The organism is Labilibaculum manganireducens (genome assembly GCF_963665805.2).
Lineage (GTDB): Bacteria > Bacteroidota > Bacteroidia > Bacteroidales > Marinifilaceae > Labilibaculum > Labilibaculum manganireducens.
Genome location: NZ_CAXXEE010000003.1, coordinates 2,821,595 through 2,842,802, shown reverse-complemented (window position 1 = coordinate 2,842,802; position 21,208 = coordinate 2,821,595). Strand labels below are relative to the sequence as shown.

The window sequence follows — 21,208 nt, the reverse complement described above, 5'->3', positions numbered from 1 at the left end:
ATAGAATACAAGTAGAATAAATTTATGCAATTTAAATCTTTATGTCTTAGCCTGGTTTTATCCACAATAAGTTTCTTGAATTTTGCTCAATTGGCAACAGATAGTTTGCCCGATAAGGCTCGTCCAAAAATAGGACTTGTTTTAAGCGGTGGTGGTGCAAAAGGATTTGCTCATGTTGGTGTTCTTAAGGTTATTGACGAATTGGGTATTCCGATTGACTATATCGCGGGTACTAGTATGGGAGGCCTTATAGGTGGTTTTTATGCAATTGGATATTCCGCTGTTGATATTGAGAAAATGATCTTGAGTCAGAATTGGGAAAATCTCCTCTCAGATAATGTTTCACGAAAATTTGTACCTATTTATGAGAAAAAGGATTTTGAAAGATATATCCTGTCATTTCCGATTAAACCGAAAGGAATTCAATTGCCTAGTGGTATTGTTGGGGGACAAAACGTGATCAATTTATTTGAACGGTTAACGATAGAATATCATGACCAGACGGATTTTAATAAATTACCCATTCCTTTCCTATGTATTGCTACTGATTTGGAAACAGGGAAGGCTGTAGTTCTGGATAAAGGCTATCTGCCTCTGGCTATGCGAGCCAGTATGGCTATTCCAACCTTTTTCTCTCCGGTAGAGATAGATGGCAAATTATTAGCTGATGGGGGAATGATTAATAATTTTCCGGTAAAGGAATTAATTAATATGGGCGCCGATATTATTATTGGAGTAGATGTACAGTCTGGTGTTAAATCCAAAAAAGAATTAAAGTCTATTTTGGATATAATGAATCAGACGGTTTCATTAATGGCATTGAATAATTTTAAAGACAATCTGAAATACTGCGATATCTATATTAAACCTAAAATAGATGAATACACAGTTGGGAGTTTTCAGGATGCGGATTCATTAATTCATAGAGGAGAAGCAATTGCACAAACATTTATTCCAACTTTACTCGATTTAAAGAAGAAATATAATCTGGAAAAGAAAAAATTGAAAGCATATGTGCCTCCATGTGATTCATCCACTTATTTCATTAAAGATGTGGAGGTTAATGGGTTAAATGAAGTGAGTTATTCGTTGTTGTATGGTAAGCTGAATTTGGAGATGAATAGTAATGTTAGTTTATACAAATTACAGGATGGGATTAATCGTGTGTATGGCAGCCGGTACTTCGATCGTGTAGATTTTCAAATGAAAGGAGAGGAAGAAAAGACTCTTATTGTAAATGTGAAGGAGCGAACCACCAAGAGATTTAATGTCGGACTTCATTACGACAGCGATAATAATGCTGCCGTATTACTAAATACAACATTTCGGAATAAACTAAAAAGTGGATCCCGTTTATCGTTTGATTTAAAACTAGCAGAAAATCCGAGATTTAAAACGACTTATACTGTTGATAATGGTTTGAAGCCGGGCTTGAATGTGGAAGCTGAATTTAATGATTCTCAGGTAGATGCTTTTGAGGATGGTAAAAAACTTGCAAGTTATGACTTTAATTATCTGAAATTTGATGTAAATACACATTCTATATTTCGGGAATCATATTCTTTTGGTTTAGGAGGGAAGATTGAATATTACAACATTAATTCAGAATTCACGACTCTTGATTTACTGGATTCCAGAGATGAAGATTATTACTTTACTTATTATGCATTTCTAAATCTGGATTCCCATGATAAGGCTTATTATCCAAAGACCGGAATGAGTCTTTATGGAGAGTATAAGTTAGTGACAAATAATGGATTTAAACTTGATGGTATGAACCGACCGGCGTCGGTGGCTTATCTTAAATTTCAAAAGGCAATTAGTGTAAGTTCTGCATTTACGGTTTATCCAAAATTTTATGGCAGGGTAGTATGGGGTAAAAATATACCTAATTTTTATATGTCATATACGGGAGGAATCGATCAAACAGATTATTTTGATATTCAAATGCCTTTTGTTGGTTTGGAACGTATGGAGTTGGCGTCAATAAATTCTTTTGTTTTCCGAGCCGATTTTCAATATGAATTATTTCGGAATAATTATTTAATTCTTAAAACCAATGCCGGTAAATTGGTTGAAGATGTCAATGATGCATTAACCCAAGGAGAATGGATTAGAGGAATAGGATTAACATATTCGTACAATAGTTTAATTGGCCCGATAGAATTTTCGTTGATGTATTCTGATAAGAAAAATGGTATTTCAAACTATGTGAATTTAGGCTTTTGGTTTTAATCGATCATCAGCCTTAATTTTAAGGTTTTATAAGTTCAATCTTATTACTTTACTGACTGGTAAACCTGATTTTATGAATAAAAGTATTTTGTTTTTAGCGGTTCTTTTTTGCAGTACTTCAATTGAAGTGTTTGGTCAGAATATGGGTGATACTTTAAAGTGTGGCTGGAATCCTGGAATAATAGGAGCGGGTCCGGTTCGTGGTCTGGAAATGTCTTATCATGCAAATACAAATTATAACATCCGATCGTCTTCAGATGTATATGGAAACGGGAAATCTGAAATTGATTACAATCGTGTTTTCACAGCAAAGTTACGCTTTCCGATATTTCTTAATCAGAAATTGAAAATTGCCGGTAGTATAGAGTATAGTGATGAAGAATTCCATTTTGATGATATTTCTAATAATGATTACCCTTTGTATAAAAGTCTGAATGATAAAAATCTGAAGAGTGTTGGAGGCAGTCTTTATCTTACTGCACAATTAAAAAGGAATATGTTTTTCATGTTTCGTTTCAATGCCAGATTAAAAGGTGATTACTGGAAAGAACACATTGGTGATGTGAGTAAGTATACTTTTCTGAAAATGGAGGTGTCGCCTATAATTGGGTGGAAAGTGAATTCTAAAAAATCATGGGGTGTTGGTTTGGCTTATTCCTATACTTTTGGCGATCCATTGCTGTTTCCTGTTTTTGTTTACAATCATTCTTTTGCTGATAAATGGGGTGTTGAAGCTTTACTTCCTGCCAGGATAAAATTGCGGTATCAACCATCAAAACTTTGTTTTATCAATGCAAAAGCAAGATTGCAGGGTGGTAGTTACAGCATTCATTTTAACGATCCTGAATTGAATGATTTTAAGACATTGGAATTAAGAAGAGCTGATTTGAACTTTTCACTGGAAATAGAAAAGGGAATTGCAGACTGGTTGTGGACTTCTTTTGAATGTGGTTACCGAACCAATATTAATTTTGATGTTACCAATAGTAATCATGGATTTAGTCTGTCTGGAAGCAAATTGACCAATAAGAACAGTATCATAGATTCATCCGTTGGAGGAGGAGTTTTTTACAATTTCTCAGTATTTATCGTGCCCTCAAAAACACTTCTGAAACGTCTTGGCTTAAAATAAGGGAATATAGAAAACTAAAGGGCGGCATTCTTTCTGCCAGGTCTAAAATTAGTAAAAATACCGCCCTCATCGTTTAGTTTAGTTCATTCGAAAATATCGATGGTGCGATATCTCTTAAATTATATCTGGATGCCATTGCTTCTCCATAAGCACCGGTGGTGCGAATTGCAATTAAATCGTTTCTTTTTGTAGCCGGCAAGCTGACTAATTTACCAAAGCAATCGGATGATTCACAAATAGGTCCAACCACATCATAATTTTCAGTTTCACCATTCGAACTTAAGTTTTCGATTTTGTGATAAGCCTGATAAAGAGCCGGGCGCAGCAATTCAGTCATACCGGCATCTAAAATTGCAAATTTGGTTTTTACACCATTTTTAACGTATAAAACTTTGGAAATTAAGCTGCCGCATTGTGCTACCATTGATCTTCCCAATTCAAAATGAAGTTCCTGATTTGCTTCCAGATCTAGAAACTCATCGAAAATGCCGAAAAAGGCAACAAAATCAGGTATCGGATTCTCATCAGGATGCTTGTAGTCTACACCAAAACCACCTCCCACATTGATGTGTTCTACAAAAATTTGTCGGTCCGAAAACCACTGCTTAATTTCATTGATACGAAGACATAAGCCTTTGAATACACTCAAATCGGTAATTTGAGATCCAATGTGAAAGTGCAGGCCAATTAACTCTATGTTTTTATAGGATGCCAGACCTTCCAGAACACTGTCAAATTCCCATCGGCTGATACCAAATTTATTCTCTTCAACCCCTGTTGTGATGTAATGATGCGTATTTGCATTAACATTTGGGTTGATACGAATTGCAATTTTTGCAATTTTATTGGCTTTTGCAGCCATTTCATTAATCAATTCCATTTCGGGAATCGATTCGCAGTTAAAACAGAAAATATCGGAATCTAATGCGGTTTGAATTTCCTGATCGGATTTACCAACACCGGCATATACAATTTTATTCTGTGGATATCCTGATTCCAAAGATCTCTTTATTTCATTTCCACTTACGCAATCGGCACCAAATCCATACGACTGAATTTTGGTCATAATTTTCGGATTAGCATTCGCTTTTACTGCATAATGAACATGATATCCATATTTGGATGACTCTCTTTTAACAATCTCCAAAGTGTTTTGAAGAATCTCCATATCGTAATAGTAGAACGGAGTAGGTATGTTTGAGAATTCGTTGATTCTTGAGCTGTTAAACATGATAAAAAAATTGTGGAAACAACAACTAAAATAAATGATTACTTAATGCCTGAAGGGCTGCTACTTTATTCTTTTGATCTACCAAAACGGAAATATTGTGTTTGCTGCCTCCGTAGGAAATCATTCGCAATGGGATAGACTCAAGTGCTTCCAGTACTTTTTTAGCACTGCCTGCCGATTCGGATATAAAATCACCAACAATACAAATTATCGATTGATCCTGATCTATCTCTACAATACCAAACTTCAATAATTCCGATTCTATTTCAGAGAGATGAGCATCATCATCTATTGTGAGAGAAATGGCTACCTCCGAGGTTGTAATCATGTCAATTGGAGTCTTGTATATCTCGAATATCTCGAACACTTTACGCAAAAATCCATAAGCTAAAAGCATCCTTCCCGATTTAATTTTTACTGCCGTAATCCCATCTTTTGCAGCAATTGCCTTAATTCCTTTTCCAACCAAATCGTCGGTAATTAGAGTTCCTTCGTCCGATGGACTCAGTGTGTTTTTTAAACGAACAGGAATACTAAATTGCTTGCATGGCATGATGCTTGAAGGGTGCATAATTTTAGCCCCAAAATAAGCAAGCTCGGCAGCTTCGTCAAAAGACAATTGTTTAAGAGCTCTGGTATTTTCAACAAAGCGGGGATCGTTATTGTGAAAACCATCTATATCGGTCCATATTTGAACCTCTTCCGATTGCAGGGCAGCACCAATTAAAGAGGCAGAATAATCACTTCCTCCACGCTTTAAATTATCAACTTCACCATACGTATTTCTACAGATAAAGCCTTGAGTAATAAAAAGTTTTTGATTGGGATATTGAGCGAGTTCACGTTCCAGATTTTCTTTGATATAGTATGAATCAGGTTCTCCGTCCTTATCAATCCGCATGAAATTAAGTGCAGGAAGAAATACTGAATTAACACCAATTTCAGTTAAATAGTAATGAAAAAATGCGGTTGAAATTAATTCACCTTGTGCAAGAATTGCTTTTTCCTGAAGTGCCGTAAAACTGCGGTAAACAAAGTTGCGAATGTAATTGAAATGAGATGTGATTAGCTCATTTCCCTTGTCTTTTCCATTTTTGCTTGTGAATAGTTCCTCAATTCGCACTCTGTATTTTGCTTCCAGCTCCGTGATTTTTTCATCTGCCTGTTCCATCTCGCGTTTATACAAAAGATCGGCTATCTCAACCAGAGAATTTGTTGTTCCGGCCATGGCTGACAGAACTATGATTCTGGATTCATCACTTTGAACCAGTTGCGCAAGATTTTTAATTCTTTCGGGCGATCCTACCGAGGTACCACCAAATTTTAAAACTTTCATTGATTAATAATTTTAGTTTTGCCATTTCTTTCGGAAATGGATGATGTTTAAGCTAAAGACAATACTTTCAGCTTGTGGTTCTTTTATTTTTCTCAAAAAAAGCCTGCAGAATTTCTGCAGGCTTATATCTCTTATCCGATAGCTTTACATCAATTCACATCATACAACGTCAAAAACGTTTATTGCGTTTATAATGCTTCTTGTATTTTAATGCAATTGCCATCATTTATTTCTTTTTTTATTTGACGGGGTAAAGTTGTGTAAAATTATTTATTAATCCAATTGAAATTATTCAATTTGTTAAAATATTAACTAATAAAGAAATAATTACACTAAAACAAGATCCCATTCCAGCCCCAGAAACCTCTGGGAACATCCATAAATTCAATATAAACCCGGTCTTTTGCTATCTCTAACTTTTCGGCAGCCAAACAAGCAAACTTATTGGATAGATCTTTTGTTTTAGTATCCGGCAAACCAATACTTTTTAATTGCAGAAACAGAGAAGGTTCTTCACTTCCGCCAAGAGTCATTTCAACTTTTGGAGCAAATGCAGTCATTACATATTTCTCAGGTTTACTTAATTCCATCGATATTAAAGTTGAGCATTCTTTTAGGAAAATTTGTTGTTTTTTGCTTGAAAAGCTCTTGTTTGTCTGAACTTTTAAATAAGGCATAGCTAAAAGTTTTAAGATTAAAATTACTCGTGAATAATAACTGATGAGTATTAATTTATCAAGAAAAAAAACTTGGTTGGGACGCTTAAGTTATTATTAAATAAGAGAATTACAAAATTAGGGAAATGCTTTTCTATTTTTTTTGCAGCTCTTTTTCAGCACTTTCTACTACTTTTTTAGAGTTTCCTACAAAAATTTTCTTTCCAATAATTAGAACTGGTCTTTTTAAAAATGTGTACTCGTTCAATATATAATTTTTGTATTCTTCTTCGCTTAGATTCTTATCTTTTAAATTGAGTTCTTTGTATTTAATTGCCCTGCGACTGAACAAGCTTTCGTAACTGCCGGATAATTCGGCCATCAGATTTAGCTGTTCTTCAGTTATTTTTTCTGTTTTTATATCCTGTAGTATAAAACCGGCATCCGGATTTAGTTCTTTAATGATTCTCTTACAAGTTGAACAACTTGATAGATGGTATATTTTTCTCATAGTCTTAGTTTATATTGTTACTGATTTGTGTTATTGGTAATAATCTGAATTATTTCTTCTGCCTGCTTTAGGTTTTTACTTTGCATTTGTAAGGCAAAGTATTTTGTGGAATAAGTCGTTTTTACTCCCTGCCACACTTCTTTAATTTCTTTTTTCTCAATTAAATCTTTACACATACTAAAAGGCAGTAAACACAATCCATTGTTGTGTTGAATGGCATCGAGAATGGCATTCAAATTAGGGATTACGTATCTTGGTCTGAAATAAGGATGCTTCTTAAAATTATCAGCCCAAAATGATTTTATGGTTTCCATTTTGTGAGAATAAGAATACCAATCTTGCTCGGAGAGCCACTTTTCGGCTTCATCCATCTTTCTTTCATATACGAATTGATTAAAAGGAATGGTATCTAAATTTTTACTGCTGATAAGAAGTAATTCTTCTTTGCAGAATGGAGCGTATCTTATATCCTTATAATTACTTTGATCTGTAGTGATGAGTAAATCAAGTTGTTTTCGAAACAATTTATCCTGCAATTCTTCTGTTTCACCAAAAAGAAATTCTACATCCATTTCAAGTTGGTTTAAAATTGGGGCAAAGGCATAGTGGAATACTTCCAAGTACATTCCAACCTTTATTTTAGGTCTGTTTAACAGGGTTTTTCGCTTAAAATTCTCTTCGGTTTTTTCAAGTTGAATAATTGCCTCTTCAATCTGATTATACAATTGAATTCCATTGGGGGTAGGAAGCATTCTTCGTGGTTTTCGCTCAAACAGCTTAACTCCCATATAAGCTTCCAGCGAAGAAAGTTGCTGACTAACACCTGGTTGGGTAATCAGCAAACTTTCTGCGGCGCCGGTTAAGGTGCCGCGTTCATAGATTGCTTTAAAGGTTCGGTACCATTCCAGATTCAACATATGATATAAATTATTTTATATAAATGTATAAAAAGAATAACTTTTTTTATAGAAGAACAGACTTTAACTTTGTCTAAATAATAAATAAGAACCATGAGTAGAGTTTTATTCGCAGTAACCAGCCATTTTAAAGATGCTTCCGGTTGGGAATCCGGTTGCTATGTATTGGAAGTTGCAGTTCCGTATTTTTATTTGCTGAAAAATGGAGTGGAAATTGATTTTGTTTCTCCTAAAGGAGGAGTTGTTCCTGCAAAGCAATGCGATTTGGATGCCGCTAAAGTGAAATCTTTTTTTGCAGATAAAACAGCAAGCGAAAAATTTTACTCTTCAAAAGTTCCTGAGGAAATTGACTCAAATGACTATGATGCGATTTATTTTCCGGGAGGACATGGCGTTGCTTTTGATTTGCCAAATTGCGAAACAATTGCAAAAATAGCCGGAGAAATCTACGATAAAGGCGGGGTTGTCTGTGCGGTTTGTCATGGTGGAGCAGGATTACTCAATGTAAAGTTAGCCGATGGTTCTTTTTTGATTGATGGTAAAAACCTGACTGCTTTTAGCAATAAAGAAGAGGAAGCAATAGGAACGGATCAAAAAGTGCCTTTTCTATTAGAGACAGCCTTGGTTGAAAAGGGCGCTAATTATTCTTGTGCTGCAAATTGGCAGCAATATGTGGTGGTTGACGGCAGATTAATCACAGGACAAAACCCTGCTTCTGACTTAGAAATGGCGAAAGAACTGGTGAAATTATTAAAGGAAAAAATAGATTAACTAATACAACAAAATAAGATGGAAAATTTTGATTTTTACAATCCGGTAAACATCCTTTTTGGAAAAGGAAAAATTGCAGAAATAAACAAGCACATTTCTAAAGGTGCTAAGATTTTAATGACTTATGGTGGTGGCAGCATTAAGAAAAATGGTGTTTACGATCAGGTTGTGAACGCCTTAAAAGGGTATGAGATTATAGAATTTGGAGGGATTGAACCTAATCCTCATTTCGAAACTTTAATGAAAGCTGTTGAAATCGTAAAATCTGAAAAGATAGATTTTCTTCTTGCCGTTGGTGGCGGATCTGTTTTGGATGGAACAAAATTTATTGCGGCTGCGACCTACTTTGAAGGCGATGCATGGGATATTTTGGCCAAGCGGGCACCAATTGCCAAGGCTGTTGAGTTAGGTGCAGTTTTAACATTGGCCGCAACAGGTTCCGAAATGAATAATGGTGGTGTTGTTACAAAGGCAGCAACAAAGGAAAAAAAGGCATTTGGAAATACATTGCTGTTTCCAAAATTTTCAGTTTTAGACCCTGAAACAACTTATTCATTGCCGAAGAGACAAGTCACTAATGGTATTGTAGATGCCTATGTTCATGTAATGGAGCAATATCTCACTTATCCGGTAAATTCTCCTGTTCAGGATCGCTTTGCAGAGGGAATACTTCTCACTTTGTTGGAAGAAGGACCAAAAGCATTGGCCTCGGATACTCCTGATTATGAGAATAGAGCTAATTTAATGTGGGCTGCTACTATGGCTTTAAATGGTTTGATTGGAATGGGTGTGAAAAGCGATTGGGCAACTCATATGATTGGTCATGAGCTGACCGCTTTCCATGGTATTGATCATGCCGTGACTTTGGCTATTGTTTTGCCGGGATTACTGACTCAATTAAAAGAAAAGCGAAGTGAAAAATTGCTTCAGTATGCCGAAAGGGTTTGGAACATTACCGAAGGTTCTGATGAGGAGAAAAAGACTCTGGCAATTGATAAAACAGAGGCATTCTTCAATCAGGTTGGAATTAAAACCCGTTTGAACGAACACAATGTGGGACAGGATAGTATTGATGTTATTGCCAACCGTTTCGAAGAAAGAGGTTTTGTTGGCATGCTTCCTGATGTTGAGGTAAAGGATGTTGCTGAAATTCTTGTATCTAGATTATAATAACTCCATATAATTCACATTGTATGGTTTAAAGCAATATTATAAATATGAGTAAGAGGGTGTCCAAATTAAGGACATCCTCTTTTTGGTTTATAAGTTCAAAAAGATTTTTTTTAGCAGACTACTGCTAATTCAAATTTACAATGATTTAAACAAGTCAAAAATTGCTTTACCTCATGAGTGAAAATTTTATTTTTATAAGGAGTCTTGATTTTTCCGGCAATTTTAGTCAAACAGAAGCCTGTTGCATATAAGCCAAATTCAAGGTTTACACTATTTCATCCTTTCATTGCAAGTTTATAAAAACCCTTATTTTATTTATCCAAATACAGCTTTAGGTTTTTCAAGTCTTTTGTTCCTGTGTTTTAGATGTTTATCATTCATCAGATTCTCTTTGGAGGTTCTAAGTTTGTGATTTATTTCGATGGCTCTGCGGCTATATCTTTGTTTCTAGAAAAAAATGAGATGAGTAAGTTTTAATATATGAATATTGACAATTGTATTGTTTTTTTATGTGAATGTTGTAAATTAAATGATTAAGTGAGTGTTGTGAATATTGAGACATGTCGAAAGAAAAATAATCTACCGTTAAAATTAAAGGGATAATGGAAACAAATAACTTTGAAAACATCGAAAATTTTCTCTTGGAAGAATGTGCAGCAATGGTAAAGTATCTTGCAGGTGAAGGATTATTAATGCCATCAGATGTAACAAAATTAATGAATCAAAATTCAGAAAATGGCAAGAGTCTTAAACTGGAAAATAAGGAGATTTTGGAATTGCACAATCATTTATCGGCAAAAGTATATCCCGCTCAACCAAAAGCAATTAGTCTGCTTTATCGTGAAGCTCAAAAAAAGAGTTTGTTCCGTTTGTTTGGTCCTGTGGGGCTCATAAGACGTTTGATGTTAACTACAATATTATCTTTGGCTTGTTTCATTATTGTAGGTTTATCACCAAGTGTTAATTCTGATTCTGTTCTAAAGGGAATTTTAGATGATCATGGATGGGAGTTGTTGCTTAATATTATTTTTTTTCTATCAGCGGCAGCGCTTGGCGCATGTTTTAGCAATCTATTTCAGGCCAATAAATACATCATTCAAGGAAATTATGATCCGAAATATGAAAGTTCATATTGGATTCGTTTTGTTTTAGGACTTATAGCAGGTTTAATGTTGGCCATTTTATTTCCTGATTTTGTAACTTTGGAAACGCAGCAAAATTCAGATATGCGTTTCTTTACGGTACCTCTAATTGCAATGCTTGGAGGTTTTTCTGCATCTCTTTTCTATCGAATAATGAATAGAATGGTAGTTACTGTTGAAACTTTATTGGTTGGTCAAACTTCTAAAGAGGAAGATGATAAAACATCTGAAATTAAAAAGAAAGAACAATCAGTTATGGATAAGAAGCAAATTGTAGAGGAATTATTAAGTTTAAAATCACAAGTGACAGAAGGTGATGTAGATGGAAAAATAAGCAAAACAATTGATAATATTTTAATGAATTGAAGTTGTTGATTTTTTTAGAAGCTTTATAAAATGAAAAGAATCAGAACCGGGGCACTTGTTGAAGGTAGTAGTTCTGCTTAAAGATAATAATTAAAGTATGTATGCGGTTTTTGACTTGAAAATACAGAGAACGCATAATTAAAAATCAGCATATAATATCGGTTTAAGTTTTTCACCCCGATATAAACATAAATAATCATCTATTCTAAAATTGAATATCGCACTATATGAAGTGTTCAATTTTGAATTGAGATCTATTCCGCGTTTTTTCAGCTTTTAATGTTATTAAAACATTAATTTTTTTTCATTAATTTTTTATTTGTAAGTCTATGTCGTATGTTTGCGTCATTAGAAATATTGAAACTATGAGGAAATTAGATTTATTCGAAAAAGGCCAGCAAGAAATAGCTGCAATTGCAAAAGTAATGTCACATCCGGCACGAATTGCAATTCTGCAGTTTTTAGCTGCAACACCAACTTGTATCTCAGGTGATATTTCTGACTTTCTACCGCTGAGCAGAACTACTGTTTCTCAGCATTTAAAAGACTTAAAACATGCCGGTTTAATAAAGGGAGAAGTTGAAGGTTTAAAAATCAAGTATTGTTTGAACAAAAAAGGGATTGAAAAAATGAAGCAATTATTTGGTGATCTTTTGGAGGAAATAACTCCTGAAGAAGAAAATAATTGTTTATAAATAAGTAATATAAATCAGAATGTGAAAAGAGCAGGTGGAGTGCTGCAATGTGCCCATAACTAAGTCTTCGCATTTCATATTTAAAGAAGAAAAATGAAACGACCTTATATAAGAGTTGCACACAGGAGAGTGAGTGTAATTTGGGAGTTCTCCCGATAAATTCGGGACAGGCTATATAGCAACTAAAAAACAAATTATATGAAAGTATTGGTTTTGTGTACCGGAAATTCGTGCAGAAGTCAAATGGGTGAAGCAATTTTACGTGAAATTAACCCTGAATTGGAAGTTGTTTCGGCAGGTACTAAAATTGCAGATCGGGTACATCCTTTGGCAGTGAAAGCTATGGCTGAAATTGGAGTTGATATTAGCTCATTTCGCCCAAAAATGGTCGATGAATTCTTGAAAGATGGAGTTGATTTTTTAATCTCAGTGTGTGGTGGAGCAAAAGATGCTTGTCCTGCATTTACTGGACCAGTTGGAACCCGGTTACACATTGGATTCGACGATCCGGCTTATGCAGAGGGAACTGAAGAAGAAATTTTCAATGTATTTAGAAGAGTGCGTGATGAAATCCGCAGGGATTTCGCAAAATTTAATGAGGAATACATCCTAAAAAAATAAAACATGGGAGCTTTAAATAAGAAATTATCGTTTTTAGACAGATATCTTACCGTATGGATATTTGCGGCGATGGCAATTGGTGTTGGAATGGGGTATTTTTTTCCTGCCATGTCTGGATTTTGGAACAAATTATCGGTTGGAACCACAAATGTTCCAATTGCCATCGGATTGGTAATCATGATGTATCCACCACTTGCAAAAGTAAAATATGAAGAACTAAAGGATGTTTTCAAAAACCGGAAGATATTGATTCTCTCTTTAGTACAGAATTGGATCTTGGGACCAACTTTGATGTTTGCTTTGGCTATTATTTTTCTTCAGGATTATCCGGAATACATGACAGGATTGATATTGATAGGTTTGGCCAGATGTATTGCGATGGTAATTGTCTGGAATGATTTGGCAAAAGGAGATCCTGAATATGCCGCCGGTTTAGTCGCCTTTAACAGCATCTTTCAGGTATTGTTTTTCTCTGTTTATGCCTATGTGTTCATTACTGTATTGCCTGGATATTTTGGTTTGGAAGGTTCTGTTGTTGATGTTTCCATGGGAGATATTGCGGAAAGCGTAATGATTTATCTGGGAATTCCATTTTTCGCCGGAATGATTACCCGATACTTTGGAATTAAAGCAAAAGGCAAGGATTGGTATCAGAAGAAATTTATACCTAAAATAAGTCCTCTTACCTTATTTGCTTTGTTGTTTACCATTTTTGTGATGTTCTCGTTAAAAGGAGAATACATTGTTCAGCTGCCGTTTGATGTGGTTCGGATTGCAATTCCGCTGGTGATTTATTTTGTGATCATGTTTGTAATTTCCTTTTTTATGGGAAAGAAATTTAAAGCAGGATATGCCAAAACAGCTAGTTTATCGTTTACAGCAGCCAGTAACAATTTTGAATTGGCCATCGCAGTAGCTATTGCCGTTTTTGGGATAGATTCGGGTGTTGCATTTGCCGCAGTTATTGGGCCGCTGGTTGAGGTGCCTGTATTAATCGCCTTGGTAAATGTTTCGCTGAGATTAAAAGATAAGTACTATAAAGGGAAAATAGATGTTGTTAAGTGTGCTGATAATTAACAAAATCTTATCAATAAAAAAAAGTCACGGCTCGTATGGAACCGTGACTTTTTTTATGCTTTGATCATATTGAATACAATGAGTAATATTCCTTATATTTGAAATACAAAAAACAATTATATGATTAAGCCTGGATTGAAAATCGGCATACTCCTTACCCTTATATTGGTTTTGCCTTCCTTGTTTTTCTCTGCATACGAGATCAGTAACATCAATCAAAATGAGGCAGTTATTGATTCTGTTTATTCCAGTCAGTTAGAGTCCATTCTGTTTTCTGTCAATCAGTATTCCGACGATGTTATCAGTGGTTGGGCCAATCAGCTCGATAAAGGAAAATATGGTGTCGAAACAGAAATAAAATTATTAGTGTCTAAAAATTATTCGATAGATGCTTTTTTTCTGATCGATTCTTTAAAACATCAACTCTTCGCGAAAGAAAAAATTCCTGAAGACAGCATCACGATTCTCAAAAGGAATCTGGAAAATGCTTTTACCAATAATGCGGGCAATATTGAAAGATTACAAGAATACATTAAAAGCGGTTATCAGAAAATAGAGGTTCTGGACTTTAACAGGAAAGGGAAAAGTCTGTTTGCATTTGCACGAACTGTTGATTCTTTATCCGTGGAAACGGTTCTACTGCTTATAGATACCAAGAAGTTTATTAAAGAAAATTTGGGCCCGAAAATTCAGGGAATTGCACAAGATCAGTTTTTTATTTCGGTGATTGATAAAAAGTTAAATGCTGAAATTTATTCCAATGTTGTTTTCGATGAAGGTGAAAAGAATATTCAGCAACGCAGACAGATTTGGCTGTTCCCTGCTTACGATTTAGGTATTCAGATGAAAGGAAATACCATTGAGGATTTGGTGCGGGAAAGAACAAATACCAATATAATTATGCTGATTGTGATGGATCTGATTCTTTTGTTGGGCGCCTGGTTTGTTTATCGGAACATCCGACAACAAATGAAGCTGACCCAATTAAAATCGGATTTCATATCGAATGTATCGCACGAAATAAGAACGCCGTTGGCACTGATAAATATGTATTCGGAGACCTTGGAAATGGGACGCCTGCCATCCGAAGAAAAAAAGAAGGAATATTATAAGGTGATTAACACCGAAGCCAACCGTTTGTCGAACATGGTGAATAATATCCTTAATTTCAGTAAAATTGAAAGCGGTAAACGGGAATACCATTTTAAGGAAGCGGATATTAATGCGGAAATAGAAACAATTCTCGAAAATTACGGACAGCACCTTCATAAAAAAGGCTTTGAAATTAAATTTGAAGCTTTTGATGAGTTGCCAAAGCTAATTATTGACAAAGAAGCTGTTTCCGAAGCAATTATCAACTTGATTGATAATGCCGTGAAATACAGTGGGGAGACCAGGAGGATTGAGATTGCATGCAATACCGACTTGGAGTTTGCCAACATCAATGTGATCGATTTTGGAATAGGGATTTCTAAAAAAGATCAGCCCTTGATTTTCGATAAATTCTATAGAGTAAGCTCGGGTGATTTGGCAAACAAAGTAAAAGGTTCGGGAATTGGTTTGAGCATTGTAAGGCACATTATGGATGCGCACAATGGAAGGATAACTGTTCAAAGCTCAAAAGAGAACGGAACTTGTTTTACGCTAAGTTTTCCTCTGAAATAGAAAAACAAAAGAGATATAAAATTATAAAAGATGAAACCAATACTAATTGTGGAAGACGAGCCCGGCATGTTAATGGGACTAAAAGATAATCTGGAGTTTGAGGGATATCAGGTGGATGTTGCAGAGGATGGCGAAATTGGACTGGATAAAATCTTGGGAAATGCATATTCTCTGGTACTCTTGGATGTAATGCTTCCGAAAATTTCTGGATTTGATATTTGTAAGCAAGCTCGCAAAAAGGGAATCTCTACTCCAATAATTTTGCTGACGGCAAGAGGCGAGGAGATCGATAAAGTATTGGGATTGGAGTTTGGCGCTGATGATTACATAACCAAACCATTTAGCTTGCGCGAATTATTAGCCCGAATACGTGCAGTGTTAAGGCGTACAGAAAACAGGACAGAAGGCAAAGCCGATACTTCAGTTGAGATCGGAAATTTGTCTATCAATTTTTCTTCTTTCGAAGGATTTGTCGATCAGCAGGAAGTGAAAATGTCGCACAAAGAGGTTGAAATATTGAATTATCTGTGGAACAACAAGAATACGATTGTTAGTCGCGATGATCTTTTGGATCATATCTGGGGAACGGAATATCAGCCAACATCCCGAACAATAGATAATTTTATTTTGAAGCTAAGACACAAGATTGAGCAGGATCCAAATCATGCAAAAATAATATTAACCGTGCATGGTGTTGGTTATCGCTTGGTGGTATAGAAAGTCTGGAAGGGTCTGGAAAGGTCTTGAAAGGTCGAAAGGTCTGGAAAGGTCAAAAAGCTGAAAGTCGAAAGGAACAAGTACAAAGTAACAAGAATCAAGTATCAAGTGAAAAAATTCATTGCCTGTGCTTTAGCTCGGGGTTTAGTTTAAGATTTCCCATTTTTATGGATTCCGGTAGATTTCTCGGATTCGACAGGGAATGGGAGTTTGAGAAGTTACTATTGATTTAATCATCAAAACCTTTATCCTTATTACTTTGAGCTTTTTACTTAGGTAGGTGACAATTGATGACATCTTATAACCTGGGGGTGACACAAATGATTTTTCAGTAGCCTAATTTTACCAATAGAAAGTTAAGATAGATTGAATGGTGGGCGTACGACTCCATTCTCTTTTAAAAACTTAAAATTGATTGGTAACTTAAAAATTAGGATGATGAAAACAATAAGAACAGCATTTTTCGCATTGGTATGTTTACTGTTAGCTGCAAATTTGGGAATGGCAACAACTCCCGATCAACAAAAAATAGAGAAAGAGAAAAGTATTTTACTGGATAAAATCCACAAATCAGTATCGCAAACAAATTTTGCAGATATTATTGATCTTGGAGAATCTGAACTAATAGTTTTGCGTTGTACAATAAATGAAAATAACCGGGTTGTGGTGAGTAAAGTAATTGGTTTTAATGAAGAACTGAAAAAAGCCGTTCGCAAAACAATGGAGGATGCAAAAATTAAGGCGATTCCCGGTCTGGTTGGAGAAGAATTAGCCCTTAAGGTTAAATTTAAAATGCTGAGATGGTAGACCGGAAGTGTTTGTATAAATTAGAGGAGATAAGAAATGAATAGAGTGATCTGTAAAAACCAAACTTGGAAGGTAAGTATTCTACTTTTGTACTTGATTTTTCAAGTGGGTAAGATACAATCCGAGAATCTGAAAAGTTTGGTGAATCTGGAAGGAAACTGGAAATTTTCAATTGGGGATGACCCTGCAAGGGCCATCCCTGATTACGATGATTCCGATTGGCAAAATGTATTTGTTCCTAACAGTTGGGAGGATAATGGCTATGAAGATTACAATGGTTTTGCCTGGTATCGTAAAAGTTTTCAAATAAGGGAGGCTTTTAACCGAGAGTACCTTTATTTATACATGGGTTATATTGATGATGTGGATGAGGTGTACCTGAACGGGAAACTAATAGGCGCATCGGGTAATTTTCCGCCAAGAATGAGAACAGCATACGATATCCCAAGAATGTATCCTGTGCCAGCAAATTTGCTTCGTAAAGGAGGCGCTAACATAATTGCAGTGAGAGTCTATGATGAAATTCAAAATGGAGGAATTACACAAGGACCAGTAGGTATTTTTATTGATAAAGATCAGGAGAGAATGGATATAGACCTAACGGGCTATTGGGATTTTGAATGCGGAAACTCTGTTGATCAAGGAAATTTAAAGTGTGTAACTTATCGAAAAGGAAAAATATTTGTTCCCGGATTTTGGGAAGCCCGGGGTTATAATGATTTAGACGGAAAAGCCAAATATACCAAAGAATTCAACTATCCGTCGGATTTGAACACTTCAGGAAAAGCTTTAATTCTTGGAGTGATTGATGATGAGGACGAGGTGTATTTAAATGGAGAGAGAATCATATGGATGGGGTACAAAAGAGGTAGTAATTGGTATGATAATGCGTATCATTTGACTTTTCGGGCCTACGAAATTCCAAAGGGCTTACTGAAAAGTAGTGGTGTAAATGTAATAGAGGTGATGGTTAAAGATTATACCGGACCAGGTGGAATTTATCGGGGGCCAATCGGCATTGCCGATATCGAACTGGCTGAGGAAATGGTGAAAAGAGAGTACAAGGACAACCGTTCGGGTTTTGAAAAGTTTATTGATTATTGGTTTGATTAGTTACCGCAATAATTCCTGGGCTGTACTTACAGCCCTAACTGTTTTGTAAATGTGCAATATAGAAGATATGATAAGAATGGGTGAGCATATAATTCAATGGATGAAGTTTCTTTTTGTAATGCTGTGTGTTTGTGTATTTGGCAGTGAAATTTCAGCGCAGGATTATCAAAAAGTGGTTGACTTAAACGGTCGTTGGGAATTCTCAATTGGAGACAATTCGAAATGGGCCGATCCTAATTATGATGACTCCAACTGGGAACGGGTTGATGTTCCCTCGGCATGGGAGAATCAGGGATTTCATGGTTACGATGGATTTGCATGGTACAGAACCAGTTTTAGCTATTCAGCTTCGTTAAAAGGTCAGAGTCTGTTTCTTAAATTGGGAAATATTGATGATGTGGATGAAGTTTTTGTGAATGGAATACGAATCGGACAATCGGGCAGTTTTCCTCCCCATTATTCTACAGCTTACAATTCGAACCGGGTGTACAATATTCCTTCGGCCTACCTGCGCGAAAAGAATGTGGTAGCCGTTCGTGTTTACGATGATTTGGGAGAAGGAGGCATCATCCGTGGTGATATTTCAGTAGTTATCGACCGAAGTGCAATACCTGTTGATATTGATTTACAAGGCAAATGGAAGTTTAAAACGGGGCGTTATGCCCATGAAGATCTGCAAAATGTAGTAAATTGGGATGACATTATTGTTCCTGGATTTTGGGAGAATCAGGGTTATAAAAATTACGATGGATATGCCTGTTACGTTCTCGATTTTAATGCCAATGATAAGTTTTTGGCAGAGAGAATGGTTCTTGTTTTGGGCAAAATTGATGATCTCGATCAGGTAATTGTAAACGGAGTGTTGGTTGGCCAATCCGGTGAATTTGATCCTTCAACGGTGCAGCATTATTCAAATACTTATCAGCAGCTAAGAGGTTATTATCTGCCTGTAAATCTGATTAAAAAAGGAGCTAACAGAATTGTTGTGCGTGTTTACGACGCCACACAGGGAGGCGGAATCTATACCGGTTCCATTGGCTTAATTTCACAAGATCATTACATCAACTACTGGAACAGTAGAAGAAGACGAAACTAATTATCACCTTTAATTAGAATTTACGCTTGAAGAAGTGAAAGATCTCATGTAAAAATCAAAAGTCATTTATGTGGAATTAGTAACGAATAACAACAGATAAATGATATGAAGAGCATTGTTCTGAAAAATATGATATTATGACGAAGAAACAAATAAAAAGAATACTCAGAATTGCATTTATTCTTGCAAGCATATCCTCATTGTGGTTCGTACCATGGATTTTGGTAAAGGCTTGGATTTTGCCATTGCCTGATACGGTTCAGGAACAAATAAATGAAGCCATTGATCATGGATTTGATGGAATGATTGTTTATGTAGATCAAGCCGGGAAGCCACCTGAATTTTATGCCGCAGGCTGGCATGACCGAAAAAACAAAATTCCTGCCTACCCGCAGGCATTATTCAAGATTGCCAGCATTACCAAGCTATATGTCGCAGTTGCTGTTGCTAAATTAGTTAAAGCAGGACGTTTGTCCTTGGATAAAACACTCGCTGATTATTTTCCGGAACTTGCGGGAAGAATTGAAAATGCTGATAAAATTACTTTGAGAATGATGGTGCAGCATCGAAGTGGCATTCCCAATTTTGTAGACCATCCTGATTATTGGAAAAAACCGCCCAAAAACAGACAGGAAACACTTGAATACGCACTGGATTTACCCGCAGACTTTGAACCGGGTGAAGATTATGGTTATTCAAATACCAACTATATGTTGATTGAGGATCTTATTGATAAAGTGCTTGGTTATAGTCATCAGCAATATATAAAGGAAGAAATTTTGATTCCTCTCAAACTTAACAATACCTTCGGTTCGCTTCATGATGTGGATATAGACGATGTGATGAGTGGCTATTATGTTGGAGTTGAAGAGGATCTAAAAACAGAATATACAGGTTTAATGCTGGCAACTGCAGAGGATGTGGGTAAATTTTTAAGAGCTTTAAATGATGGTTCAGTGTTTAATGAAGGGGAACAGGAAATCTATTCCTCCATTTACGTGTACGAACATACAGGTCTGCTTGTTGGCTATCAGAGTATTGCCAAATACTACAAAGACATTGATACAGTTGTCATTCAGTTTAATAATACAACCAACTTTGATGGATACGACTGGAATTTAGCGGAAATTGTATACAATCGTATTGTAAAAATAGTGAAAAGTAAAAAAAGCTCGTAATCAATATATCGAAACAATAATCGAAATAGCTGTAAATTCAACGGTAGCAGTCGGCTTTGTTTTTCGTAACATGAAAGGAAAGTACCACGCAATCCGCAACGCAGCACTTAATTTACCGTTAGGCAAAATTTTAGCAGATACGAACAATTAATGGAATATTTAATCAGACATATTGAAGATTACGCCAAGTTAAGCGAGTATGAAAAAGAAAACATGCTGCTTTTCGTAAAAAAGAGACATTTTGAGAAAAACGAAATAATGTTTACCGAAGGAAAAATAGCAAATGAAATATACTTTGTAACCAAAGGCTGTGTTCGTTTATTTTATAATGTTGATGGGAAAGACCGGACTGCTTTCTTTTACACCGATGGTCAATTTATTTGTGCAGGAGAGAGTTATACATACAATGTTCCGGCAAGAGAAAATTATCAGGCAATAGAAAAAACTGAGATCTATGTTTTCGATAAAGCCAATATTGAAAAATTATTGGAAGTATCTTCAAAATTTGAGTTAATTGCCCGAATTGCCACTGAAAATGAATTGATAGTCTGTCAACGGATTATTGCATCATTTGTTACAAAATCGGCCGAAGAAAGGTATATTGAACTTTTGGAGACTAATGGGGAATTATTTCAACGTGTTCCGCAGCAATACATCGCTTCTTTTTTGGGCGTTTCACCTGAAACGTTAAGCAGGATAAAAAAAAGAGTACTATCTAAAGGAAATTCTTGACGAATGTCAAGAGCAAAAAAATGCTCATTCTATATTT

General features: G+C 35.6%; 20 protein-coding genes. 15 read left to right on the top strand and 5 right to left on the bottom strand.

Translation table 11 applies throughout. The annotated features are described in order from the left end of the window. The first annotated feature begins 75 nt into the window (after positions 1-75). Both ACHZAX_RS11035 and ACHZAX_RS11030 read left to right on the top strand, forming a co-directional pair. Positions 76-2,235, top strand: a complete 2,160-nt coding sequence (locus ACHZAX_RS11035; RefSeq protein ID WP_180327387.1) for a patatin-like phospholipase family protein — start codon at positions 76-78, stop codon at positions 2,233-2,235. 73 nt (positions 2,236-2,308) lie between these two features. After that, the gene (locus ACHZAX_RS11030) at positions 2,309-3,367 is read left to right on the top strand and encodes a DUF6268 family outer membrane beta-barrel protein (protein WP_320019152.1); all 1,059 of its coding nucleotides are present in this window, start codon (positions 2,309-2,311) and stop codon (positions 3,365-3,367) included. A gap of 73 nt (positions 3,368-3,440) precedes the next feature. On the opposite strand, the gene lysA is transcribed toward ACHZAX_RS11030, so the two are convergent. The 5 genes from lysA to ACHZAX_RS11005 form a co-directional block, all read right to left on the bottom strand. After that, the gene (lysA, locus tag ACHZAX_RS11025; RefSeq protein WP_320019151.1) at positions 3,441-4,598 is read right to left on the bottom strand and encodes a diaminopimelate decarboxylase; all 1,158 of its coding nucleotides are present in this window, start codon (positions 4,596-4,598) and stop codon (positions 3,441-3,443) included. A 25-nt stretch (positions 4,599-4,623) separates the two neighbouring features. Then, complete coding sequence (locus ACHZAX_RS11020; RefSeq protein ID WP_320019150.1) at positions 4,624-5,934, bottom strand: aspartate kinase; 1,311 nt, start codon at positions 5,932-5,934, stop codon at positions 4,624-4,626. A 332-nt stretch (positions 5,935-6,266) separates the two neighbouring features. Next, positions 6,267-6,611 carry a phenylpyruvate tautomerase MIF-related protein gene (locus ACHZAX_RS11015; protein WP_101311321.1) on the bottom strand — a complete coding sequence of 115 codons (345 nt, stop codon included), beginning with the start codon at positions 6,609-6,611 and terminating at the stop codon, positions 6,267-6,269. Between the two features lie 133 nt (positions 6,612-6,744). Beyond that, positions 6,745-7,101: an arsenate reductase family protein gene (locus ACHZAX_RS11010; protein WP_320019149.1), complete on the bottom strand. Its 357-nt coding sequence runs from the start codon at positions 7,099-7,101 to the stop codon at positions 6,745-6,747. A gap of 17 nt (positions 7,102-7,118) precedes the next feature. Continuing rightward, positions 7,119-8,018 carry a LysR family transcriptional regulator gene (locus ACHZAX_RS11005; protein ID WP_320019148.1) on the bottom strand — a complete coding sequence of 300 codons (900 nt, stop codon included), beginning with the start codon at positions 8,016-8,018 and terminating at the stop codon, positions 7,119-7,121. Positions 8,019-8,111: 93 nt separating this feature from the next. On the opposite strand from ACHZAX_RS11005, the gene ACHZAX_RS11000 reads away from it, so the two are divergent. From ACHZAX_RS11000 to ACHZAX_RS10940, 13 genes are all read left to right on the top strand, one after another. Continuing rightward, positions 8,112-8,789: a type 1 glutamine amidotransferase domain-containing protein gene (locus tag ACHZAX_RS11000; RefSeq protein WP_320019147.1), complete on the top strand. Its 678-nt coding sequence runs from the start codon at positions 8,112-8,114 to the stop codon at positions 8,787-8,789. An 18-nt stretch (positions 8,790-8,807) separates the two neighbouring features. After that, positions 8,808-9,959, top strand: coding sequence for an iron-containing alcohol dehydrogenase (locus tag ACHZAX_RS10995; RefSeq protein ID WP_320019146.1), 1,152 nt, complete (start codon positions 8,808-8,810; stop codon positions 9,957-9,959). Positions 9,960-10,564: 605 nt separating this feature from the next. After that, a complete protein-coding gene (locus ACHZAX_RS10990; RefSeq protein ID WP_320019145.1) occupies positions 10,565-11,470 on the top strand; it encodes a hypothetical protein in 906 nt (301 codons plus the stop codon). Between the two features lie 365 nt (positions 11,471-11,835). After that, complete coding sequence (locus ACHZAX_RS10985; protein ID WP_101311326.1) at positions 11,836-12,165, top strand: ArsR/SmtB family transcription factor; 330 nt, start codon at positions 11,836-11,838, stop codon at positions 12,163-12,165. Positions 12,166-12,363: 198 nt separating this feature from the next. Further along, positions 12,364-12,786 (top strand): arsenate reductase ArsC, encoded by a 423-nt coding sequence (locus tag ACHZAX_RS10980; protein WP_101311327.1) that lies wholly within the window; start codon positions 12,364-12,366, stop codon positions 12,784-12,786. Between the two features lie 3 nt (positions 12,787-12,789). Further along, entirely contained in the window at positions 12,790-13,863 is a 1,074-nt protein-coding gene (gene arsB / locus ACHZAX_RS10975) for an ACR3 family arsenite efflux transporter (RefSeq protein ID WP_320019144.1), read from the top strand. A 120-nt stretch (positions 13,864-13,983) separates the two neighbouring features. Further along, positions 13,984-15,528 (top strand): sensor histidine kinase, encoded by a 1,545-nt coding sequence (locus ACHZAX_RS10970; protein WP_320019143.1) that lies wholly within the window; start codon positions 13,984-13,986, stop codon positions 15,526-15,528. Positions 15,529-15,558: 30 nt separating this feature from the next. After that, positions 15,559-16,245: a response regulator transcription factor gene (locus tag ACHZAX_RS10965; protein ID WP_320019142.1), complete on the top strand. Its 687-nt coding sequence runs from the start codon at positions 15,559-15,561 to the stop codon at positions 16,243-16,245. 438 nt (positions 16,246-16,683) lie between these two features. Beyond that, entirely contained in the window at positions 16,684-17,052 is a 369-nt protein-coding gene (locus tag ACHZAX_RS10960; protein ID WP_320019141.1) for a hypothetical protein, read from the top strand. Positions 17,053-17,088: 36 nt separating this feature from the next. Then, positions 17,089-18,165 (top strand): glycoside hydrolase, encoded by a 1,077-nt coding sequence (locus tag ACHZAX_RS10955; protein ID WP_320019140.1) that lies wholly within the window; start codon positions 17,089-17,091, stop codon positions 18,163-18,165. Between the two features lie 49 nt (positions 18,166-18,214). Next, positions 18,215-19,261: a beta galactosidase jelly roll domain-containing protein gene (locus ACHZAX_RS10950; protein ID WP_320019139.1), complete on the top strand. Its 1,047-nt coding sequence runs from the start codon at positions 18,215-18,217 to the stop codon at positions 19,259-19,261. Positions 19,262-19,398: 137 nt separating this feature from the next. Further along, complete coding sequence (locus ACHZAX_RS10945) at positions 19,399-20,439, top strand: serine hydrolase domain-containing protein (protein ID WP_320019138.1); 1,041 nt, start codon at positions 19,399-19,401, stop codon at positions 20,437-20,439. A 150-nt stretch (positions 20,440-20,589) separates the two neighbouring features. Further along, complete coding sequence (locus tag ACHZAX_RS10940; RefSeq protein WP_320019137.1) at positions 20,590-21,171, top strand: Crp/Fnr family transcriptional regulator; 582 nt, start codon at positions 20,590-20,592, stop codon at positions 21,169-21,171. Positions 21,172-21,208: the final 37 nt, after the last annotated feature.